Here is a 23029-nt window from a genome sequence, read left to right as displayed (position 1 = left end):
CTCGGTCACCAGCGACCACGGCTCGACGGTGACGACGTCCTCGGACGGTATGCGATACGGAAGGACACGCCGAGTCACGGGGCCTTCACCGCCTCGACCTTGACGTCGATCTCGGTCATCGTGTCCGGGGCCGGGCGCACGAGGGCGCGCCAGACGGACTCACCGCCCTCGACCACGCACGCATCGCCGGTGTGCAGGCGGCCGTCGCCGTCCTCCCAGCCCAGGAGCACGGGCATGCTCGCGCCGACAGGCGGATCCGTCTCGCGGCCCCCGCTGCCGGGGAGTGTCACGGCCAGATCGATCCGTACCCGCTGCGGTCCGGGCACTGGCAGGCGGAACTCCTGGACGAGCACCGAGTCGTCACCGAGGTCGTCGAAGTACGGGTCGCCGACGTACTGCACGCGCGGCCTACGGCGCACCGCGGCGGCCGCACCGTACGGCTGGTCGTCGGCAGGCGCCTGTCGGTCGGCGCGGGGGTCTCCCGGCGTTCCCGCTCCGTAAAAGCCCAGCGTGGCCGTGTCGGAGGGTGCGTCGTGCGGTACGGATCCCGAGTGGAATCCGCTCCCCTCCTCCTCGTCCACCTTCCTTTTGGGGACACGCACCGCCGTGCTGCCCGGCTTGGAGAAGGCGGTGGCGCCACCGATGCCCCAGGCTCCCCCCACCAGTCCGGAGAACCGGGAGCTGGCCGCGCCCAGCGCGACATGGCTGGCACCGGGGCGGGTGACGCCCCCGAGGGAGAGCAGGCCTTCCAACGCTTCGTTGATGCGCCGGAAGGTCGTCTGCACGAAGGTGCTCTCCGGCCTGTCGAGCGACTGCGGGTTCCACGCGTCGTGCGTCGGCGGTTCGGCCTTCGCGTAGACCTCGTCCATTGCCTCGTCGGCCCGGAAGACGCCGGCGTAGCCCTGGCTCGCGCTCGGCGGCTTGGGTCCGGGCCGATAGGTGACCACGAGTTCCGCGGGTCGCATCAGACACACGTGGTGCACGAGGTCCTCGATGTCGAGCATGCGTGAGGCGCGGGTCGGCTCCACGGGCGGCATGATCCTCTTGACCAGCCCCAGGCGACCGAGATGCCGCTTGGGGCTCTTGCACTCCAGGTCGCTGCCGTCCGGGCCGATCATGGACTCGTAGGCGGCGACGAACATGTTGAGCGGACGGGTCTCCCTCGGATCCGGTACGTGGAACTCGACGCCGTCGCAGGTGACGGAGAAGCGCATCGCCGCGGGCTTGCCGGTGATGGAGATCATCTTGGGCCAGAGGTGCCACGCGATGGTGTCGGCCAGGTACTCGGCCGCGGCGGCGTGCTCGAGCCCGTCCAGGTTCGGGTCGACGACGACGACGGTCGTCCCGGTCTCCTCCGGCCCGAAGGGCCTGATCCCAAGGCGCTGGGCTGTGGCTTCCGCAGCCGGTCCGACCAGCGGCTCGACGACGTCTCCCGAGGTGTCACCCCACCAGTGCCGACCGGTGTAGCGGCGGTCGCCCTGGGACCCGGCGGCCTCGTAGCTCTTCCACAGGGTGCAGCCGATGAGCCGGGTCTCGTACCCGCCGTCCGGGGTGCGGCAGCGGGAGTGCACGAGGATCGTCCCGGTCCTGGACAGCAGGTAGAAGATGCCCTTGCCGAACCCGTACGTGCCACCGCCCAGCGCGGTACCCCGAGGCTCTCCGATGTTGCGGATGAACGAGACGAAATCCCGGTCGGGCCCTACGGCGTCGTCGGCGCGTGTGGGTCCCCCGAGTCCTCGGGTGCCTCGATCGGAGACGACCAGGACGCGGGCCGCCCCTCGCCTCAGCGTCTCTCGCAGCGGGAAGTCCTCCGCTCCGCCGGGCGCACCGTCGAGCAGGAGCTCTCGCCACGCGCCGGCGTGCGCCGGGCCGACCGTCCACATGTCGATCCGATAGTCGACCGGCGCGCGCGAAGGGGTGAGGCGAGCGTCCCAACTGTTCTGGGCGGACTCGCGCACCAGGATGGTGAGCAGATCGAGTTCCGGCCGTCCCAGCTGGTTGCGGATGCCTTCGGCCGCGCTCGCGCCTTCCGGCGGATAGGGCTGGGAGAACCACCGAGGCGCCGTCACTCGAACTCCTGGATCATGTGGTCGATCGTCAGGGCGATCTGGTCGGTCGTCAGGGGGTTCGGAACTTCACCGGACAGGTCGATGGTGTACTCGACGTCCAAGACCGAGACCGGGACTCCGGCCGCGATGAGTGTCCGGCCTGTCAGCGCGGGGAAGTCGCCGTCGACGCCGTACCACCTCTCCTCGGCCACCGCGAAGGTCACGTCGCGGTAGCGCTCCGCGTCGGGCCGGTGGTAACCGGCACTTGCCAGCAGGTCGAGCAGTGCGGTCTCGTCGTCACAGAGTCGAAGTGCCTCTTCCACCACCTCTGTGAACGCGGTGCCGACACCGTTCGCGCCGGTGCGCTGCAGCCGGAACCAGGCAAGACGGAGCGAGCCGTTCTCCGGCGGTTCGAGCTGGTCGAGCCCGTGGATCCGCGGCCTTCGTCCCTCACTGCTCGTACTCGCCTTCACCTCGACGGCCGTGGTCCCGCCAAGGAAGTCGTGGCAGTGGCCCTCGGGGCCGCGCCAGAGGCGATGTGCGCTCGGGTCCTTGGTCAGCAGCCGGTTGAGCACCGTCAATTCGCCGAAGAGGCCCGCCAACTCCTCCGGCCCCAGCGGAGCCGACTGTGTGAGGAAGAGAGCCTTCCACCGGTCGAGTACACGGTAGAGCGCCTTTACGGGGTTCTCGGGCGACTCCCGCACCGCGTCGAGCACGTCGACACACAGTTCCGTGAACAGGTCGTCGAGGTCGTCGCGCAGGCAGGCGAGATCGACATACGTCTGGTAGGTCTCCGCGTCTTCCAGCGGTAGCTTGCGCAGCCGAAGGACGGGCCCGTCCAGGCCCGAACGGACCTTGCGGTGCGTGTGTATCGGCACAAGGACGTGGCGGTGCCCGTCATGGTCGACGGCCACCGCCAACGGCCCGCTCTCGACCACGACGGGCAGCTCGGCGACCCGCAGCCGACGGTCCCCCGTCGGCTGCTCGGCCTCCAGCTCCGACCACAACCGCTCGACGAGACCGTGGAGCTCGTCGTCGCTCATGCGTCCTCGTCGTCGAGGACGCTGTAGTCCTCGTCCTCGATCCGAACATTCGACAGGTTCGCGGAGACGTAGCTCTCGACCGTGCTGTCACCATGACGCGGCTCGGGGAAGACCAGGCCGACACCGATGACGTGGTCCTCCGCGTTCAGAGGCACACGCAGCCTCTTGGCCGGGAGCGGCTCCGACACCTTGTCGATCGGGTACAGGACGAGCAGACCGGTGTCCGGAAGCTGCCTCCGGCGCTCCTCCATGATGCCCTTCTCGGTCAGTTTCCCGGTGTCGCCGGCCAGGTCCACCGCGGCGTCCCGACGGCTCATCAGCGTCTTGATGTCGGCGAAGTCCGGCACGGGGTTGGGGAGATCGAGACGGGCACGGTTGTTGCGCCCGACGCTCACGCCGGGGGCGAACGCGAAGTCCTCCCCCTTAGGATTACCGACGATCGCAACGTTCCACCGGCCCAACGATCCGGCCTTGGAGACCCGCTTCCGAATGTAGTCGATGATCAGATCGGCGTCGTTCTCCGGGGACTTCTCGTGGAACCGGTAGGTCGACAGGAAGTCGATCACGAGGTCGTGCGGCACGTCACGGAAGACGTACCGGCCCTCTGCCGGGCGCTCCTCCGCCCTGACCGCGTTCGCGACCGAGGCCTTGATCAGAGCGCGCGCGGCGTCGGCGTTCCGACCCAGCCAGCCGGCGTTGGTGTGGAAGTAATGGGTCTGCACCCGCTTCCCGCCGTAGGAGGAGGCCGCCGTGACCGCGTCACGCATCTTGGCGGCCGCGGTCACCCGCAGGGCCGGGTGCGTGCGCAGGCGGACGGCGAAGGTGAGCGGGGTCTCGTCTTCGGTCATGTAGATGTCGATGTCCCGGCGCATCTCGGTCTCGACGGTGGCCAGGTGTCGGAACCACTCGGCCAACTCGTCGGTCATCCAGATCCGCGGCAGGTCCGCGTACCCGTTCCGGAAGCCGAACCAACGTCCCATCTGCAGCAGCGTGTCGTACGCCGAGACGGAACGGACGAAGTAACTGACCGACAGACCTTCGAGCGTCAGACCCCGCGAGAGGGTGTTACCACCCACTGCGATCGCCACGACCGGGCCGTTCTCGTAGTCGAGGCGATCCTCGCTGCTGGAGTTGTCCATGATGACGCGGCAACTGTCGAGAACTCCCGACAGTTCGGGCAGCAGCCGCTCGAACGGCACCTTCGTCTCGCCGAAGTCCTCGGCCGGAACACGCTCGGTCTCCGACTCCCACAGATCACGCAGTCGCGCAAGAAGGTCGGCGTCGCCCGCGGACAGGGCACTGTCGAAGCGGTCACGCATGTGCTCCAACGGCCTCTTGAAGCTGTTGTGCACCGCGGTGTTGACGCTGGTGTGGATCAGCATCGTGTTGTGTGGGTTGCCGGTACTACGGACGCGTCGGGCGGCGGTGACCAGCCAGAAGTACTCGACCGCCCGACGAAGGGTGTCGGTGATGAAGGGCTCGAAGCCGTCCACGTCGGCCCGGGTCTCCGGACGAACAGCGGGCACGTCGTCCTCGGGGACCGAGCGGATCATGTCGTAGCCGTCGTCGACCTGCTCCGGATCCTCGCCGTCGAGGGCGTAACGGCCGAACAGGACCTCGGTGCCGAAGTGCCCCTCCGGCTTGGGGAGGTTGACGACGAAGTCCTTCGGGTAGAGGTCCGCCGCGCTCGGGTCGATCAGCAGGTTCGCGAACGGCGACGCCGTGTACCCGACGTAGGCGGACCTCGGCAGGGAACTCATGATCCTCAGGATCAGAGGGTTGATCGACTTCGTGGCCACGGTGGCCTGGTCTGCCTCGTCGTCGATGATCAGCGCGGGGCAGTCCTCAAGGTAGTCGGACGCCTTCTCCAGCCACGTGGCCAACTTGCGCAGCACCGTCGCGTTCTTCTTCACGACGCACAGCACGTGTGTCCTGTTGTTCCGCCCGAAGTACGACGCCGGGTTCTCCCCCGGGGTGAAGTCCTTGTCGAGCCCGGTCAGCTGGGACCACAGCGAGGCGTTCGGCTCCACCAACTGCTGCACGAGTCGAGCCTGGGTCTGACGCCGGAGCCCGTTGTGGATACCCGCCAACACGATGAACAGCTTGTAGCCGCGATCAGCCGCCTTGGCGACGACCGAGGTGAAGTTGGTGGTCTTGCCGGACTGCACGTAGCCGACGACGAGACCCCGCGTGGAGAATGCCTTCTCCTTCGGGTGGTTCAACAACGAGACGACGCGGGTGGAGGAGTCGTCGAGACTCCGGATCGCGGGCTCCTGAGGCCAACCGTCCTTGCGAAGCAGGTCCGTGATCGCCGGCCAGCACTTGTCCTTGGGCTGCGGACCCGTGTACCAGGTGTCGCGGTTGCCCAGGATTACCGCGTGGGGTTCCTCGAGCTCCCTGATGCGGACCGTCTGCTGCTCATGCCGCTCCCGGATCCGCTCCACGATGGCCGGGCTGATACCGAGGCGCTCCAGTCGCTTGACAGCCTCCGAAGGGGGGAACGAGTCCAGGAGCGCCTTGAACGTGTCGTACATCTCGTCGAATTCATCGGTCATCAGGTTCGACCGCTCTCCGTTCCCGTTCGATCCAGCCGGCTCTGCAGCCGCGCGCCGAGGCCTCGCGACACACGTCTCGTGGAGACTACGCACCCCTCTGGGCGCATCCTCGCCACATCGCAGGTACACGTTAGTGGTCGCACAGAGGTCCGGGTCGTGATTAGCGAGGTTTCGTGAGTGCCGCTCACCGCCGGGTATGTGCGCGCATCTGCAGCGAGAAGGAGACCAGCACTTGGGAGACCCGCCCACTCACCGACACGGCATGACCCCGCCAATAACGTCGGTGAGACCGGATGGCAGTGGAGATCGTCCACGAGACGCACTCCACCACCGCCGACAACGAGGCCGGCATCGCCACCGGCCGGCTCACAGGTGAGCTCTCGGAACTGGGCCGCCGCCGGGCCCGGGAGCTCGGCGCCCGCCGACCAGGCCACGGCTTCGCGGCCGCTTTCGTCTCTGCCCCGCACCGCGCCGTCCAGACGGCCCGGATCGCGTACCGCGACGGCCCACCCCTCTCCATCGGGACAAGCGGCTGCGCAACTGCAACCACGGTGATCCCAACGGAAGCCCACTCCCCCACGCCTCCGCTCAACGAGCCCGACACATCGACGAACGGTTCCCCGGCAGCCAGGGTTACCGCCAGATCGTCGCGGCCACCAACGCCTTCCGCCACGGCCTCGATGTCGGGTGGGACGGCAGCAGAATCCTGGCAATCGCCCGCTCGGCAATCCGGTGGCAGCCTTCCCACCGGAAGGCCGTCGAACGACACGCTCGACACACCGCCCGCCTGGCGCCCGGACTGGGCAGGATACGCTGCTGGCCGACTGGACCGGCTCAGCCGGTTGCAGCTGGACGGAGCCGCTCCAAGACTGAATCGTGCCGGCCGCGCTTTCCTCCCATTCCGGCAGCGGCCCCGTGATGGGCTGCTGCAACGACCCCGAGGCCCGTATCGTCGGTGCCGGAACGCATTCTCGGCAGTGGGGACAGGCGAGTGGCAGTGAAGCGCGAGGGCGGGCCGTCAAATAGATCCGTCCCCAATCGTTCGTGGCGTCGCAAGCCCGGGCTCGACCGGGCACAGCAATCTCGGGAGCAGAACCGGGCCGCCGGCGGTGCGGAGCGCAGGCTGGTGGATGCCGGCGAAGGGCTTCTCCGGCCAGCGACCGTAGTGCTGAACGCATCCCCCCGAACCGGACGGGTCAGGGCCGTTCTTCGCTGGTATGTCGACGGCCGATCGACCACGGCGGTGCTGGGCGACGTCGACCGCCCCACCCGAGCGGGAAACCTACGCGAAGGGTGGCGGCTGGCCGAAGAGGCTGGCTTGCTCTCGAGCGCGCCGGTCCCGGAGAGCTCATGGGCGTCGTCTCCCGCGACGCGGAAGTCGATGCGCGCGAACAGGGGCAAAGACACCAAGCCCGAGCTGCGACTTCGGTCGCTACTGCACCGCGACGGGCTCCGGTACCGGGTCTCGGTACGCCCGGTACCAACCCTCCGTCGCACGGCGGACGTGGTGTTCACGAAGGCGAAGGTGGCGGTCTTCGTGGACGGCTGCTACTGGCACGGCTGTCCGCAACACGGAAGCCTGCCGGCAACCAACCGCGACTTCTGGACGGAGAAGATCAAGGGCAACAAGGCCAGAGACGCGGAGACGGTCCGTCTACTGGAACAGGCCGGTTGGAAGGTCCTTCGAGTCTGGGAACACGTCCCTCCGGAGGAGGCGGCTCTCCTCGTAGCCGAGACGGTGTCCGCGGCCCGCCGGGAGGCCCGCGCGGCGCGGGGATCAGAGAAGGCGGCCGTTGAGTAGGTCGTCAAGGGCGTCGGCTTCTCGGCGCAGGACGATTCTGCCGTCTCCGTCACTGTAGGCAAGTAGCTGTGCACCGATCGAAATCCCGGCCTCGGCGAGGACGCTCAGGGGGAGTTCAATCAGACCACCCTCTCGAACAACGACTTCAGCAGGTTCCCGAATCATGACGCCCAGTCTGTCACGATCAGAAAGCCCGACAGCCGCTACGACGTCGGCGAGCTCGGTGCTTACCGTCTGCCGCGGTGTCAGAGGACGTTAAGTCCGTTTCTGGTAGCAGCCGCGTCCGGGTTGGGCGAGGAGTCCCTGACGAACGAGTCGTCCCAGGCGGGAGCGGGTGACGTTGATCGAGGGCTCGTCGGTGGGCAGCCCGAGGAGTTCGTGGAGGTCGCGAACCCGGAAAACCCGCCTGGGATGCTCGTTGAAGACGGTCACGATGCGCTGGTAGACGGTGGCGGGCTCTTCCGGGGCCAGTACGCAGTCGGGCAGGGCGAGGCTCACGATGGCCCTGCGGGTCGCGGTGAGCTCGGCCAGGCGGGCCTCGGTCTCGACGAGTCCGGTGGTCAGCCGGTCGATCTGCTCGCGCAGGCTGTCGGCTCGGACGGCGGTCTCGTCGCCGCTTACGGAATCAACTTTGCCAGAACACCCGCTAAGCACCGTCTACCGGCTTCCGAATCGCTTCGCGCTCACTGCCGATCCGCGTACCGGCCGGTCCGCGTCGACCGCACTTCGTCGAGCACGCGGTCGAGGAGTCCAGGAACGTTTCCACCTCCGAGGACGAGTTGGCGGTCCAGCAGCCGGTTCGCGGTCTCGCACGATGTCTCGCTGACCAACGAACACCCATGGCACGCCGCCAGGTTCAGCGAGGACGAACCCTGCCGGTCGCTCTCGATGCACACCGGGTCGTTCGAGCAAACGTCCGCGTCGCTCAAGGCGGCCAGCACCAACGGAAGGAGTTTGTCCGGTGCCCCGAGCCGGACCAGGCCTCCGAGGGTGCCCTGCGCGTCTCCCGCCGCCGTGTAGATCAGGATGCCCGCAGTGGCATCGGATCGGTCCGAGTTCGCGTAGATGCGCTCCCGGAGCGCGGCCGAGGAGTAACCACTTGCGAAGGCCAACCGGCGGATGAGCAGGTGGGCGAGCGTGTGGAGTGCGACGAACCGCGGTTCGGGCGGGTCGAGACGCTGCGCCCAGTGGCTGACGTCACGTCGATCCGCGAGGATGGCCGCCCGGTTCCGGACTTCCGGCAAGATCTCCCACTCCCGGAGAACCGACTCGGAGAACCGAAGGAAGATCCCTTCACCGAACATTTCGACCGCCGGATGAATCGGCATGCGTCTGCGGTCCGGTCCCAGATCTGCCGTGATCAGATCGGCGTCCGCCGAGTAGCGCCGGAATCCACGCAGCGCCCTGACTTCTCGGACTCGGCGCACCTGCCCCACAGCGATGAGGCGATCGCTCAAAGCGGACGGCCACGGAGCTTCGGCCGGTACCGTCCAACCGTCGACGACGAAGTCGCCCCCTTCGTGGTCCCTACCGTTCCCGAGTTTTTTGAGGAACGCGGCCCATTCCCCGTCCTTGAGGTCGAGCAAGGGCTCGTCCGGTTCGGTATCACTCACCTCCGCGATCCGCAAGACGTCCTCTGGGGCGATCCCGAGTTCGGTTGCGATCCAGCCGGCGACCAGTTCCGCCTGCGGCCCGCCGTTGTCCGCGACAACCTTCTCGAAGTAGACGTGCGCGCGGACGCGGTCCGCGATGACCACGGACTGCGGCGGTTCCTCCGGGATGTCGAGGGCTGAGAGATGGTCGGCAATGTAGTTCCCGGTGGCGCCGCGCTGAACAGCCACCAGCCGGTGGTCGCAGGGATCGCCTTCACGTTCTTGTTCCCACGGTTGGGTGCCGCCACACCGGATGCTGTCTCGGTAGAGCGAGTCCTTCGCCACCAGGTCCGACAACGGACGGGACCGCTTGCACGCGTTGCACTCGATACGGAGCGAAGCCAGGCCCTCTCCGTGCCGCGCCGAACGCACGAAGTGGAGTTCCTTCTGCGCATGGCAGTGGCGCATTTCCTCTGTCATAGCACGGTCGTTGCCGCGGTGGACCCACTTAATCCAGGGAATGTCCTGGATGTGGCTGCCCTTCAGGCAGACGGCGACGTACCGCATGGGTACCAGCAGACCGCCGCAGCCGCACTTATTGCTCCACTTGCCCTTGTTCGTCCCGGTCATCCGCGTCATCCGTGTGCACTGCTCGCAGAATCGCCAGGCGGGGAACCGCCAGCAGAAGAGGTGTGCGGTCTTCGTTGTGGCACGACCGGCGTGCGCCGGCGCCTGTCGGAGGACACCACCATTCAGGCGCGCCAGGAGGCGCTCACAGTTGATCACCGGGGCGGACTTCTTGTCCCACCATGAGGTGTCGGGCGCGATCAGTGACTCCCCGAGCACGTCGACGATGGCCCCTACCCCGAACGGCACGATGGTCTCCGAAAGACGAAGGTCATGCAGGATTCGTTCCATACCCGTTCCCCTCCTGCGGCTCGCGCACCTGGACGGCGACGTTCGGTTCCACGGATCGCATCGAGTCGGCGACCAGCCAACCTTCCCGTTCCTGGTCGAACCGCTTGAACAGCGCCTGGTCGTCAGCTTTCACGTAGTCATACAGCAATGGCACTCCGGCTGCCCGAGCCACCTCGGCCCGACGGTCCCATTCCCGCAGGAGCACCGCGATCTGTGCCTTCGTCTCGTTGCCCTCGTCGGGCTCGGAGCACGCGACCAAGGTTACGAACCCGGACACCGACGCCTCGACCGCTCGACGCATACGGTCGTCGTCGAGGTCCATCGCGGCCGCCCCGGTGTTGGCCGCGAGCGCCGGCACCGAATGCCGCAGCAACGCCACCAAGGCGCCCGCGAGCGACCGGTCCCGGGACGCGATCGACCACGGTGTGACGCTCGTCGGTTCGACGCTGCGGTAGAGCGCCTCGTGGTAGCTGCGGAAGGACTCGAAGTGCGAACGGTCGCGCGCTCTGTTCGACCGGAACAGCGTCGTCACGATGCCGTTGTTCCGGCCTCGCCCGACACGGCTGGTGGCCTGGATGTACTCCGACGTGGTCTTCGGCTGACCAACCATCAGCATCAGGGCCAAGCGTGGGATGTCGATGCCCACCGACAACATATTCGACGAGAGGACCACGTCGACGGCCTGGTCGGTCAGATCGGCGCTCCGGGAGAGTTCGCTCAGCTGATTGGGCAATTCCTCCGGGCCCCGCCGGCTGGTGAGTTCCACGACCCGACCGGCTCTGACTCTCCGCAGTGGCAGACTCAGGCGGTCCGCGCGCGGTTCGAGTCGCCCGTTGACGTCGTCGACCACCAGGGTTCCGGTGCGCCCGAGTTCACGAAGGCTGTTGTGGTACATCACGGTCGTCCAGTACGAGTCACGCGTGGCACCGGAGCCGGGCTCTCGCGCGAGTACGTCCGGAATCTCGATCAGTGGTGCGGTCGCCGTGATGACCGCCGACACCTGCGAGAGGGACTGCGGCATCAGCCCGACATAGAGGCGACCCTCGCCACTGTCCACCGGGCGGGAGAAGAACGTCCGGTCGCCGTCGAGCCCGGCCGGCGGGTACAACGCCACCGATCGACCGTAGAGTCCCTGCACCTGTTCGTCGGAGGCCCGAATCGTGGCGGTCGAAGCCACTATCTTCGGCGCGGTCCCCCCGCGAGACAGAAGCGTCTGGATCACGGCGTCGAAGACCGCCACCGTAGTACCGAGAGGCCCGGACAGCAGGTGCAGTTCGTCCTGGATGATCATCGACGGTTGCCGGAAGACCGTGCCGAGGCCGAGAACGCTGCCAGCACTGGCGTTGAACTGCAGCCGCGCGAACTTGTCGACCGTTGCGAGCAGGATCGTCGGCGGATCCTGGTAGATGACCTCGTCGACGACCGCCACCGGAAGCTCGTCGACGAAACGGCAGGCCTCGCTCGTGCAGTGCACGACCACATCATGGCCAACGATGCGGAAGCCGTAGGCCCCGTGGTCAGCGGACCTGCGGTCCGGCACCAACGCAGTACCACACCACGGGCAGCTCGCGAGTTGGAATTTGTTCGCCTCTTCGGGCGTGGCCGCCTTGTGCAGGCGCTCCAAGGCTTTCTTCGCCTCAGCCCTGGTGCCCGGCGTGACCTCGTTCCCGACCCAGAGACCGATGGAGAACGGCGACATTCCGACGACACGCGGGTCGTCGTGCCGGAGGATCTCCATCGCGCAGATCAGCGCGGCCGCACGTTGGAACTGCTGCGAGGTGAGGAGACGCAGGGTGTAGCGGGTGATTACCGCAGTACCGGCACCCTCCACGCCGTGCACGAGCCTGCGCCGGAACACCTCGACAGCTGCTAGGGCCAGATATGCCTCAGTCTTACCGCCGCCGGTGGGGAACCAGATCAGATCGACCAGTTCCCGGTCCTCGTGTTGGCCATCGACCGTGGAGGCGAGTGCCACCAGCAGGAAACCGAGCTGGAAGGGACGCCACACGGGCTCGCCCACCGCGGTCGGATCTACGCCGTCCCTGATGGAGACCTGCCGCATCTGCAGGCGCATCGCCGTCATCGCCAGCGCGAAGGCGGCGCGCACCTCGGACCGCTCGCGCAGCAGGTTCACTCCCGCTTCCATACGGTCGACCGCCGTACGCGCCCGATCGGTGATCGAGCGGGCGACGGGAGCGTCGACCCCGAAAGCGTCGACACGTCCTTCCTGTTCCCCGACCCAATCCCCGAAAGCGGTGACGAATTCGTCCAGAGTCGCCAGGACGTCCTCCGGCGCGGTGTCGATGCGCATCAACCGGTTCAGTACGAGTGCCTTGGCAGCCGCCGAGTCGGTGTCGAATCCGACAGTCTCGACGGCCGGCACGACGAAAGAGGGCACCGGGTCCAGGAACACCCGCGAGCAGATCCCTTCCTCGATGTCCCAGTCCGCGGCCATCCCGTGGCCCACCGCGTACACCTTCTTGTCGCGGTACCGCAGGCGCAACTCTGCCGACTCGTCGTCCAGCTCGAAGGACCGCCGGAGGTCGTACTCCAGGATCCGTCCGTCGGACTCCGGCGACACGGCGAGCTCGATCTGGAACAGCATGCGGGCGATGTCCTGCCGGTCGACGCCGGTCGACTCGGTCCGCAATCGGGCGTGCACCGTCACAAGGTAGGCCTCGCCGTAGGGACGCCACCTCGACCCGATCTCGAGTTCGGACTCGCCGACGGTCCGCTGGTGCGGGGGCTGGTCGCGGGTCAGTTCAAGGCTTCGGAACTGGAACGGGCACCGCTGCCAGCGTGGGGGACCGTCGTCGACGATCGGCCGGTACGTGGCACCCGAGAAGTCGCACAGCACGGTGGGGCGGTTCGTGACAAACGAGATCGCGACCGACGACGGCCGCCAGTCCTCGGCCAATGGAACGGCGGCGCCAGCCTCTTCGATGTCCCCGGAGAGCACCTTCGTTTCAGCGTCGTCGTCCACCTCGCCGCCCGCCGCCGAGCCCACCCCGGTCTTTCCCGGGACGGGCACCGTCGAGCCGTCCGGGAAGAGCATCCCGACCGCGTACTGACGGTCCGGCAGATTCGTCACAATCTCGTGGTCGCCGTTGTCCGGCCCCAGGTAGGCTTCTCGTAGGTGTCGCAGTGCGCGCTTCTGTGCCTCGGTCTTGCTCATTCGGTCACCGGCCGCTGTCGCAGGAGCTTCTGGAGACGCCTCCGGTCCTCCTTGGAGGCAACGATGTGCAACGACACCCTGGCCCGGGTCACGGCGACGTAGAACGCGGCGGTTCCGGCCGTGTCGAAGAGCGCGGGCAGGTCACAAACGACGACGTGCTCGGTCTCCAGCCCCTTCGCGTACCGCGGGCTCGTGGTGAGGAAGCCGTCAGCCGTCAGTGCAGGAGCGGCGGTCGACGACACCGGAATGATCCAGATGTCCTGCTTCCGCACGCCTTCGGCTGTGAGGTTCCTGGCCACTGACAGCGCCTCGTCGACGCCAGCGGCCTCCGGCGAGTGCCACTGAACCCGTTCGCCGTGGACAATGCCTGGATCCCCGATGTCCGCACCCAGGTACTCCTGCACCATGTGCACCATCGAACGAGTGTTCCGAACGTTGAGGTTGAGGTCGACCGACAGTCCCTCCGGCGAGACCAGGTCGAACGTGTCCCGGTCGAAGCCTCCGTCGACGTGCGCCTGATTGTTCATGTCCAGGAACATCCGCCAGCGGCCCGCCGACAGCCCGCCCGCGACGGCCGCATCAAGGCCGTCCATCGCCTCGGCGGTCATCAGATCCTGTGCCTCGTCGACGAACACCGCGTCGTACCTCGGCTGCTCCCCCAGCTCACCGAACGGCACCACGTCGATCTTCCGGCCCTCCACATGTGGGGTGAAGAATCGCAGCAGCTCCGGAGAACGGAACGTGACCAGCACGGACCGTCCTTGGTCTGCCTCCTGCTTGGCCGCCTCGGCGAGCACCAGCGACTTTCCGGTACCGGCACCACCGAAGACCATGACACGTGGGTTCCGCGCCAGGGAGGCCAGCAACCTCGCCTGGCCCTCGGTGGCCCGGTTCTGCTCCTCGATGACCGCTCCGCGCTGCGCGTCGATCACCGGCATGCGCGTGAACTCACCGAACAGACGGGCTCTCACATCCTCCGTCCGGGCAAGCTTCCGGCCCCCGGGAGCCGGCCTCGCGGACGCCGCCACCGCATCGAGGGCGGCGGTCAATCCGGCGACGGTCATGTCCCCGTTTGCGAGCCAGCGGTTCGACTCCCACTCGATCGCGTGCGGCGGGGTGTCGATGTCCGGTGTGACGACCACGGCCTCCCGGGCGAACCACCCGACACCCTCCTCCTTGAGGATGTCGCCGAGCGCGAACATGGCGGAACGTGCCTGCTCCATCGGGGGCTCCGACAGCTTGTGCCAGTCGCCGCGCCGGTCGATGCTGTACCAGACGCCGTCGTGCTTCCGTACCCCGCCGCCCTTCACCTCGACGACGATCACGACCTTCTTCCACAGCACCACGAAGTCCGCTTCGGCTTGCTGCTTGTAGGCGTGCGAACGGAGTTTCACCGAGTGGAAGGCGACCGCGTCGGGGTCGCCTTCCACGTCCCGGAGCAGCCGGGCGAGTTGGCGCTCGGCGTCACTGTTCGAGCTTCGCTCGATGTCCGTCAGATCGGGCACCAGAATCACGGGCGCTGCTCCTGCCAGAGGTCCTCATACGCGCGGTACCCGAGTTTCTCGGTGATGTCGCCCCCGAAGTCGTCCGCCATGTCCACGATCAGGCACTCATCCTTTCCGCCGTTGGCGGGCCCGCGCAGACCGCGCCCAGCCATCTGGATATATGCATTGGGACTGAAGGTCGGACGCGCGATGTAGAGCGCCCGGACACCCGGGGCATCGAAGCCCTGGATCAGCAGATCGCAGTTGGCCAGGACCCGGATCTCGTTCCTCTTGAACTTCTCGATTATCGCCCGGCGCTCCTGCCGGCCCGTCTCCCCGCTAACGAATGCCGCCTCGACACCGCGAATCCGCAGTACGGCCGCAAGCACCTGGGCCGAAAGCACGCTTGGGGTGAAGACGAGCACGGGCCAACTCGGGTCCTGACCCATGATGTGGTCGACAAGGATCTCCATGCGCCGGTGGTCCCGCCCCAAACGCTCGAGGACCGTCGAGCTGACCTTCCGCTTGACGGTCGCCTCGTCCCGCTCGCTCTGGTCCAAGGAAATCTCGACCCCGTTCAGCACCTCATGGTCCACGCGTGCCAGCACACCGAGGTCGGCGAGTTCACGGTAGGGATTACCTTCGTTGAACGGGTTGAGCTTGTTCTTGCCGAAGCGGCGCACCAGCGCTTCGGTCGCCGTCACCGAGGTCCCCTTGAAGGGTGTGGCCGACAGACCGACCAAAGGCCGCTCCCACCTGTGGCCATCAACCCCAAGCCATCTCAGGATGCGGGTGTACCGCTCAGAATCGCCAGCCCGGTGCCCCTCGTCGATGATGACCGTCGACGCCTTGCTCAGCCATTCGTACTCGTCCTTGTCGAGGATCTTCTCGAGCTTCGCGTCTGTGGCGACGATGATGCTGAACTCGGTGTCCGGCCAATGCACCGTGTTGTTCTCCCACAGGCGCCCAACCGTGAGCGGCCGTTCGTCACCGAGCCCGCGCCACACGGTGCTCCAAGTCTGAACAGCCTGTTCACAGAGTTCCAGGGACTGAGCAATCCAGAGCACGGGCCCGTGAAGGCGGTCCTCGATGAAGAGTCGGAGCACCGTCTCCGCAGCGACACGGGTCTTGCCTGCACCGGTCGGAAGTTCCACCATCGCTTTGCTGTGGCGACCGTTGCTGTCACGGCTCGTCAGCTCCTTGGCGAGGGCCTTGCTGATCGTCACCTGAAAGGGGTGGAGCGGGCTCAGCCGGACGGCCCCCGGCACGACGAACTCGTCCGGCTGGTACTCGCCGCGTCGCCCGGCGTACTCAGCCCCGAAGCCCATCTTCCGCAGCCAGGAGATAGTCGCCGCCGCGCCCGCCCATTGCACCGGCACATCGGGGAACCCGATGTCGCCGAACTTGGTCCTGAGCTGCTTGATGGAGTCCGAGCCATAGACCTTGAGGAAGAGATCAGCGATCGAGGTCTGATGATTCACCAATCCTTGGGCCACAAGCGCTGGCCATAGTCCCTTCGGTAGAGCCTCCCGAAGATCGTCGGGACCGAAGTAGACGCTCAGCCGGTCCTCGTCGGTAGCGGCCGCCTTGGCCTCCTGGCGGCTGCGTTCAAGCATGTCGTCGATCCCCGCCTGCAGCACCTCGTCCAGTTCGTGGTTCGACAGACCCAGGTCGAACGCCTCACTGACGATCCGAAGCAACTGCCGCTCGTCGACCTCTCCGTCCACCACGAGCGACTTCCCATCGAGGTACTGCTTGAGCGGCTCGTCCTGGACGCCGTCCGCAGTCGTAACTCGCTTGGCCACCCGCACGGCGCGGGTGATGGTGGCGGCCGAGAGCCGATCAGTGTCGCCCCGCCTGAGACCGGTGAAGACGTCGAGCACCAGCTCCTTCTCCTGGGCACCTTCGATGACCACGGAGAACGCGAAGTTGTCCTCGAAGCGACCACAGCCCACGAGGGCGACGAGGGCTTCGGCCTGATCGACCGTCACCCGCAGGCACGGGCGCTGACGCGACACGAGGTAGTCGCGCTGCTCGTCGGTCGTCGCGAGGTACACCGACGACGGCGCGATGCCCTCGACGATGTGCCCCACCCGCGCCGGGATGCGAGCTGGCCTGCTGTTCGGGTATGCGACAGGGCAGACCTCCCGGAGGAAGTCGACGATCAGCTCGTCCGAGAGTCCAGGTGCGAAGAGGTCGGCCTCGACGGCCTTCTTGAGGAGATTCACCGGAACCCCGGCGAGTTCCTTCGGGAGCTTGAGAGCGTCGGCAACCGGTCGCGTCCCCTTGAAGAGCGGCAACAGCTTCTCGTACTTGACCATCGACGGGTCGACCACCTCGGTCGGCCGGCAGTACCCATGGTTGGACTGCACGATGCCTGCAGCCGACACCGCCCAGCGGACTGGCGAGGTAACCGGATGCGTGGTGCCCGTGTCGAGGTCCTCGCACGCCCAGTCGGCGGTGTCATTCTTCAGCAATTCGACGGTCCAGAACTCGCGCAACTGCGGTGTCGCGCCAGCCTCCGCCAGCATGAAGAGAGCCGAGGCCGGTCCTGGTCCCTCGTCCGGAAAGAACTCGATCCGCTCGATCGGCCGCTCGCCAAGGCCACGCCTGGCGTCTAGCGCGGCAAGAACCACCTTCCGGTATTGCTCGAACTCCGGTTCGTCTTCCAGGGCGTACTTCTTGGCTGGCTGGTTCACCACCCCTAGCCGGTGGGCTAGTCGGGGCGAGCACCGCGTACGGTCCAGCACTCTCGCCTCGTGCTCCTCGCCGATCGACACGTCCAGGTCGAAGACCTCGAGGGGACGCCGCCAGCCGCCGTCGCGCGTGGGCACCATCATCCGGTCCGTTTGCTCCTGCAGGACGCGGACCGCCTCCGCCTCGGTCACACCGAGCACGGCTTCCCAGAGTCTGGTCAGTTCGGTGTCGCCGAACTCCCCGGACAAGGCACCGACCCGGGCTTTCAGGATCGCCAACGGGTCGAGGTTCTGAAAGCCGACCGCTTGTAGGCTCGCGGCTACCCCTGGAAGAGCAAGGAAGCTCGGCGCGACGAACTCGGCGTTCTCGATCTCAAGGTCTTCCTCCTGTTGCAGAAAAACGAAATCCTTGTCGGCCAAGGAGCGCAGCCCGCCGCTGGCGGGAATCACCTTGGCCTGGTCCAACCCCGGGAATTCCCGGTTCTTCAGATTCCTGAACACGAATCTGAACGCATTCGCAGTCGAATCCTGGTCGGTGCCCTCCGCCCACTCCCGGACCCAGGAGAGCAGCCCGCGCTTCGGCATGTGATCGAGGGCCCGCTTCTGGTTCCGGTCGTCGATCAGCCCGGGTGAAGTGGCGGCGATCAGCACCTGCCGAAGACGCGTTGTCCGCTGCGACGACGTATAGCAACGCCAATGCGGCACATCCACCCCGGTGTTCGGCGACGCCGACCATTTCTGGTGGTCCTCGGTATCCACCGGGACAGTGAGATCCAACGGTCGGAGTTCCGCCGCCCGCCGAAACGCGCCCGTCGTGTCGGGCACCAGTTCCCGGTCCGCAGACAATCGGGGCACGTGCGTGCACAGCAGGTCATCACCGTACGAGAGCTGTTCCCGCCCTCGAGCGGGCATGTAGTCGAAGTGCGCTGCCGGATCCTCGGCGGTCGCGACCTGCGGCAGCATACCAACGAACATCTCGGTCAGGGTCCCGAGGATCTCCATGTTGTAGTCGTTCTTCAGAAGCGTCGTCCTGTCGTCATTGACGCTCCACGGGGCATTGAACAGAGCCGAAGCCGAAGTCCGGTCCTGGAGCGGGAAGTAGGACCAGAACCGTCCGACCCGCTGCCGTGCGTGGCGCTTCGGGATCGCCACAGTGACCTTCACCTGGGAGCGTGAGACAGCTTCGCCGACCTGCTTGCGGGCTTCCAGGGAGGGCCTGTGCATCCGGTCCTCGACGACCCATTCGTCGCCGCCGCCTTCCGGATCCTCGATCCGGAACACGCCCCCACCGAGGTCTCTCGACCGATGGCTCGTCGCGAGCCCGTCCGAGCCGAGAACCCTGAGCCGCACCTCCCGCACCGCAGTCGCGAAGAGGAGGAACTCCGAGGAGAAGTCCATGATCTCCTGGCGGATGCGATCGAGGCCCACCGCCCGGGGGAGCTTCACGATGGTGGCCGCCCACTCACCGAGTTCCGCCAGCACCGGATCGGTCGCGAACGCGGCGGCCGCGTCGGCCACCGTCGCGGTCCGCAGTACCGGGTAGCGGCGCGCGGTCGAGGTGATCGACGCAAGCTCCGCCCGCGCGGCAGCCGAGTTGAACTCGAAGGACACCGAGCGGCTGAACACCTGTGGGGAGTCCGACACGGCTAGGACGGACTTGAACCCCAGGCCGAAACGGCCGATCTCGTCACCACGCTTGGCGCTGAGGTGCGCGTGCGTGATAGCCGTGAGCCCGCTCGCCGAGAACGGACGCCCGGCGTTCGCGCAGTAGAGGGCCTGATTCACCGGATCCAGCACGATCTCGACCCGGCCGATGTGCGCCTCGGGCTGCGCCGGCGCTCCCGCCATCGCGTCGGCGGCGTTCTGGACCAGCTCGAGGAGCGTCCTGTTCGCATAACCACCGACCCGGATGGACTCCTCGTGATTCGCGTGCTCGGAGACAAGATGCGGGTTCGCCTGGTACGAGGCGATCGCCCCGTCGAACCTGTTCTTCACCTCTTGCACGAGACACGCGTCCGGCGTCCAGGACTGTCGTGTCTTCGCCACAGGTGACTTCTCCTCATGTCTGACCACCCAAGGCACGGAACGGCCTAGCAGGTGCAGCGCATTGCCAGGATGTTCAAACGGTGTCATCTCGGGTGTGGGATGGTTGTGTTGGCCATCTCACCGACACTGGTGGAGGCCGGGGCCGGGGTCCAGCCCGTTGTGAGACGCCCACTCCCCTCGCCGCCGAACTGTAGTCGACCGAAGCACTACTGCTCCCGACCACGCCAAAACCCGCGAAGAGGATGTGTGCACCAGGCTTGATCCCATTCAAGGTGACTCTAGACCAACCGGTCGTAGAGCACGACAAACTCGAGCCAGCCCGCCGAAACAGCCCTGGCCGGCCGCTAAGACACGGCGCCTTGCCCGCGATTCCCCGCCATCGGCCTCGACCGACTCGGCCCGCTCGGGTCCTCACGGGTGTCGGTCTCTTGCAAACTTCCAGCCTTTCGTGATGCAGCTTCAACTCCGGTTGGGCCTCGGCTCATGCCTGCTAATGATCTGTTCGATCTCCACGGGCGCCAGGTCGCCAGCCGCCCTGCGCTGGCGTCCAGTGCGGTGCAGGTGCCTGACGGCCCGTCGGCCAGCAACCATGGCCGTCTGTGACGGGCTCATAGGCATACCCAACACCATCGGCACGCTCTGGCTGCAGGGGCTGCGGCTCGTTCGGCTTCCCGCAGGCGGCCTGGCTGACGGACGGTGCGATGTCAATGCCAGCTGGAGCAGCTGTTCTCGGGTCCGTAGGGGCTCCAGCCGTTGAGGAAGGGCTTGAGATCTTCCAGTTCGACCTTGCCGGGTTTGGGCATCGTGGGCAGGGTGTCGAGCGGGTCGATGGTGCGTACGTAGTCGCGGGCCCAGGCGAGCCAGGTCCTTGCCGAAGCACGGTCCGCCGCATTGTCGACCGCTTGGGAGGAGGCGAGCCGTTCCTCCAGGGCGTCGCAGTAGGTGCGCAGTTCAGTGCTCTCCCGCCACCGCTTTGCCTGCTGGCGCAACTGCTTGGCGTACTGCTCCTGGAGGGCTTGCTCCTTGGCCGCCGCCATCGCGGTCTCCCAGCCGATTCGGCGCTCCGCTTTCGCACGCTCCTCGTCGATGGCGCGCTGTCGGTCGTCGACAGCGCGCTGCTGGAGCTCTTCGAGGACAGTCGGCAGGAGCTCCTCCAGGCTCCAGCTCTTGCGGTCGTGCCAGGTGCACTGCCGCGTCGCCCGGTAGCGGGGAACCTCGAGGGAGAGGCGCTCGGCTTTCTCCGGGTCGGTGGCCTGGGGAGTTTCCTGCTGGATGGTGACCGTGTAGGCGAAGCCGTCGATCACGATGTCGAGTTCGCCCTCGCGGCGGGAGTAACTCGATGGATGGCTGCGGCCGTTGTAGTAGTACGCGCGACTGCGATGGCGTTCGGCCACGGGCTTCTCACGCACCTGGTGGCCGCGCCGAACGGCTTCTGCCGCAAGGGCCTCGAACAGCAGTAGCGCTCGACGGCGTTGCGCGGTGGGCATCACCAGTCGGCCGGTGTCATCGCGAAGGGCAGCGACCACGCGGTTCGGTGCGCGGAGCTGACTGGGAACCGGCACCGGGGCAAGGTCGGGCTGGGGCCCCTGGCGACGGCTCTCCATGACACCGTCAACGAGGCGGATCTCGAAGTCACTGCTGGCGTTCCAGTGCCGCTGCGTCTCGATCCGCTTCCCTGCGGGGAGGAGTTGGTGCCGCTTAGCGTACTCGATGAGGCGGCGCCAGGTTGCTATCGCCTCGTCCGATGGCGCGGTGACGATAACTTTGTTCTCGGCGACGAGGCGTGCCACCAACTCGGTCGCTTCCGCCTTTCGGCGGGCGGGCAGCCCGATCGGGGAGGGGCCACTGCGCACCGGCTTCTTGGGCTTCGCTGTTGGCGGCTTGGGTGCAGCGGCTGCAGCGCCCTGGGTCGCGGAACCGGACGCTTTTTGCGGGGCTGCGGGGTGGGAGTCCGCCAGCCGGGCGGGGTGGTCCGGGTGCTGGCCGTGTTCGAGGTAGTAGCGGCCGGCGTCGGTGATCTGGGCTACCCAGCGACCGCCTCGGCGGTCGATGGCGACCAGTCCGCGGTTGCGCAGCGCGTAGCCGGTGGTGCGCGACTTCGAGTCGCTGGGCGAGTCGAGTGCGTCTCCGGACGCGATCCGTTGGAGCAGAGCGAGCTGGCCGGGGTTCAGCGGGTCCCAACGATGCATGACAGCTGCTTACACTCCTCCTGCACGGCTGTGCAACGCACGGCCCGGCGGCGCCCAGGGGCTCGATAGTTCAACGCCGCGCCTTTCTCAGCGGCGGCCGATTCTGGTCCTGCCGGCGCTGGGGCGGTAGGCGTCCTTGACGATCTGCTCGAGGTCTTCTTCGCTGAACATGCGGTGACTGCCGATCTGCCGGTACGGGACGCGGCCCCGGGCGGACTCCGTTCGCAGCCAGGATGCCGCGACGCCGAGGCGCTCGGCCGCCTCCGCCATGGAGTAGAGCAGAGGTCCTGCCCGCTTGCCGGTCGCAGCGGGGCTGGCGCTTTTGTCAGGTTTCGTCACGGGGAGGCCAAGCACGGCCGCGTCGGCCGCGGCGAGCAGCACGCCGAGGCCGCGCAGTCGGGCGACGTCTCCGACGCCGTCGTTGGGTCCGGGAAGACCCAGGGCACGGCGCCCTTGGGTCGCCGGATCGGGCGAGGGGAGCAGCAGGGCGGCGAGGCGGTAGTCCTCCTCGGTGAGCGTGGCCCCCGCGTCGAGTTCACGGCTCAGGCGCAGCCGCTCGCTCTGCAGGGCACGCTTGTCCATCGTCCAGAACCGTTCGCGCAGTTCTTCCCAGCTCGGGTGGGCCTGCACTACGGCCAGGGCGTCGGCTGCCGCGTCCGGCCCAGGGTGCCCGCCGGCCTTGCGGTGGAGGGCGCACAGCGTCCCGCCCACCTCAATGGGGAGTTTGCAGGGAAAGCCGAAGAACGACGTCACCGGTGCCGGGCAGCGCGGCCTGTCCAGGGCAAAGGTAGCGTGCGACCCGTTACGGATCCGCTCGATCTGATCGGCCGCGTTCCGGATCATGTGCTTGGGGACGCCCCACTCTTTGGCCGCGTCACGAGGGGTGAGATGGTCGAGTGCCCGGATCCGTTCCATAGGCGTGCCCTCGCCATCCACCGCGCGCTCCCCTCGTCTGCAGTCGCCGAGAAAGTATCTTGGTGGCACTCGGCACAGGACAGTGTCATCTGACCGAGCTTGACGGAGAACTGTGATGATATTGACTGCTATCGATCGAATCTGACCGGCTGTCGGCGCCGGGCGCATCGTCTCACTGCGTCCACAGTCAGCCGCCAAGGAGGCTACGGTCGACCGCTATCGCTCAGATCGGCAGTCGCAGGTCACGTCCCACGAAGTTCCAGCACCGCAGACCCCCACTCCAGGTTGGCCAGTGGTTCAAGTCCCCCCTCCGTATTGAACCCCCACACTCGCCTGACAGTGATGATGTCCGTGGTGATGTTGCCGGCGGGTCTGACCCTTCGCCTGACTGACGCTTCGGCTGTCCTGTTTGGGATTTGTCGGCCCGTTGGCGACGTCACCACGCACGCGGCCGGACGGGCGGTTGTGACTTCATAGGAGTCAGCCGTTCACCTGCGGGTGACGCCTCGCGGGCGTGAAAATCGGCGTGGGGTCGCCCGCCAACGCCGAACGACGCTTGGGCCGTTG

General features: G+C 67.0%; 12 protein-coding genes. 2 read left to right on the top strand and 10 right to left on the bottom strand.

From position 1 onward, the window contains the following. Positions 1-74 precede the first annotated feature (74 nt). Genes ABT095_RS36660 through ABT095_RS36650 form a run of 3 tightly spaced genes read right to left on the bottom strand, consistent with a single transcriptional unit; the run spans position 75 to position 5646 of the window. On the bottom strand, positions 75-2069 hold the full coding sequence (locus ABT095_RS36660; protein ID WP_350533946.1) for a hypothetical protein: 1995 nt from the start codon (positions 2067-2069) through the stop codon (positions 75-77). Continuing rightward, entirely contained in the window at positions 2066-3091 is a 1026-nt protein-coding gene (locus ABT095_RS36655; RefSeq protein ID WP_350533945.1) for a PD-(D/E)XK motif protein, read from the bottom strand. The genes ABT095_RS36660 and ABT095_RS36655 overlap by 4 nt, the downstream gene beginning before the upstream one ends. Further along, the gene (locus ABT095_RS36650) at positions 3088-5646 is read right to left on the bottom strand and encodes a Z1 domain-containing protein (RefSeq protein ID WP_350533944.1); all 2559 of its coding nucleotides are present in this window, start codon (positions 5644-5646) and stop codon (positions 3088-3090) included. Before ABT095_RS36650 ends, ABT095_RS36655 begins: the two co-directional genes overlap by 4 nt. 293 nt (positions 5647-5939) lie before the next feature. On the opposite strand from ABT095_RS36650, the gene ABT095_RS36645 reads away from it, so the two are divergent. Together ABT095_RS36645 and ABT095_RS36640 are read left to right on the top strand one after the other, a co-directional pair. Beyond that, entirely contained in the window at positions 5940-6647 is a 708-nt protein-coding gene (locus ABT095_RS36645) for a phosphoglycerate mutase family protein (protein WP_350533943.1), read from the top strand. A 125-nt stretch (positions 6648-6772) separates the two neighbouring features. Further along, positions 6773-7447 carry a very short patch repair endonuclease gene (locus ABT095_RS36640; RefSeq protein WP_350533942.1) on the top strand — a complete coding sequence of 225 codons (675 nt, stop codon included), beginning with the start codon at positions 6773-6775 and terminating at the stop codon, positions 7445-7447. 255 nt (positions 7448-7702) lie between these two features. Here the strand turns inward: ABT095_RS36640 and ABT095_RS36635 are convergent, their stop codons facing one another. The 7 genes from ABT095_RS36635 to ABT095_RS36605 all read right to left on the bottom strand — a co-directional run bounded on the left by ABT095_RS36635 (position 7703) and on the right by ABT095_RS36605 (position 22483). After that, positions 7703-8101, bottom strand: coding sequence for a type IV toxin-antitoxin system AbiEi family antitoxin domain-containing protein (locus tag ABT095_RS36635; RefSeq protein WP_350533941.1), 399 nt, complete (start codon positions 8099-8101; stop codon positions 7703-7705). A gap of 29 nt (positions 8102-8130) precedes the next feature. Further along, the gene (gene drmB / locus ABT095_RS36630; protein WP_350533940.1) at positions 8131-9957 is read right to left on the bottom strand and encodes a DrmB family protein; all 1827 of its coding nucleotides are present in this window, start codon (positions 9955-9957) and stop codon (positions 8131-8133) included. Beyond that, positions 9938-13132, bottom strand: a complete 3195-nt coding sequence (locus ABT095_RS36625; protein WP_350533939.1) for a helicase-related protein — start codon at positions 13130-13132, stop codon at positions 9938-9940. Before ABT095_RS36625 ends, drmB begins: the two co-directional genes overlap by 20 nt. After that, complete coding sequence (locus ABT095_RS36620) at positions 13129-14646, bottom strand: NERD domain-containing protein (protein ID WP_350533938.1); 1518 nt, start codon at positions 14644-14646, stop codon at positions 13129-13131. Before ABT095_RS36620 ends, ABT095_RS36625 begins: the two co-directional genes overlap by 4 nt. Further along, the gene (locus tag ABT095_RS36615; protein WP_350533937.1) at positions 14643-19307 is read right to left on the bottom strand and encodes a DEAD/DEAH box helicase; all 4665 of its coding nucleotides are present in this window, start codon (positions 19305-19307) and stop codon (positions 14643-14645) included. The genes ABT095_RS36620 and ABT095_RS36615 overlap by 4 nt, the downstream gene beginning before the upstream one ends. A gap of 755 nt (positions 19308-20062) precedes the next feature. After that, positions 20063-21547 (bottom strand): hypothetical protein, encoded by a 1485-nt coding sequence (locus ABT095_RS36610; protein WP_350533936.1) that lies wholly within the window; start codon positions 21545-21547, stop codon positions 20063-20065. 87 nt (positions 21548-21634) lie between these two features. Beyond that, positions 21635-22483 (bottom strand): helix-turn-helix domain-containing protein, encoded by an 849-nt coding sequence (locus ABT095_RS36605; protein WP_350533935.1) that lies wholly within the window; start codon positions 22481-22483, stop codon positions 21635-21637. Positions 22484-23029 lie beyond the last annotated feature (546 nt).

It is taken from the genome of Kitasatospora sp. NPDC002227 (assembly GCF_040296285.1).
Lineage (GTDB): Bacteria > Actinomycetota > Actinomycetes > Streptomycetales > Streptomycetaceae > Kitasatospora.
This window is presented reverse-complemented; position numbering and strand designations above follow the sequence as displayed.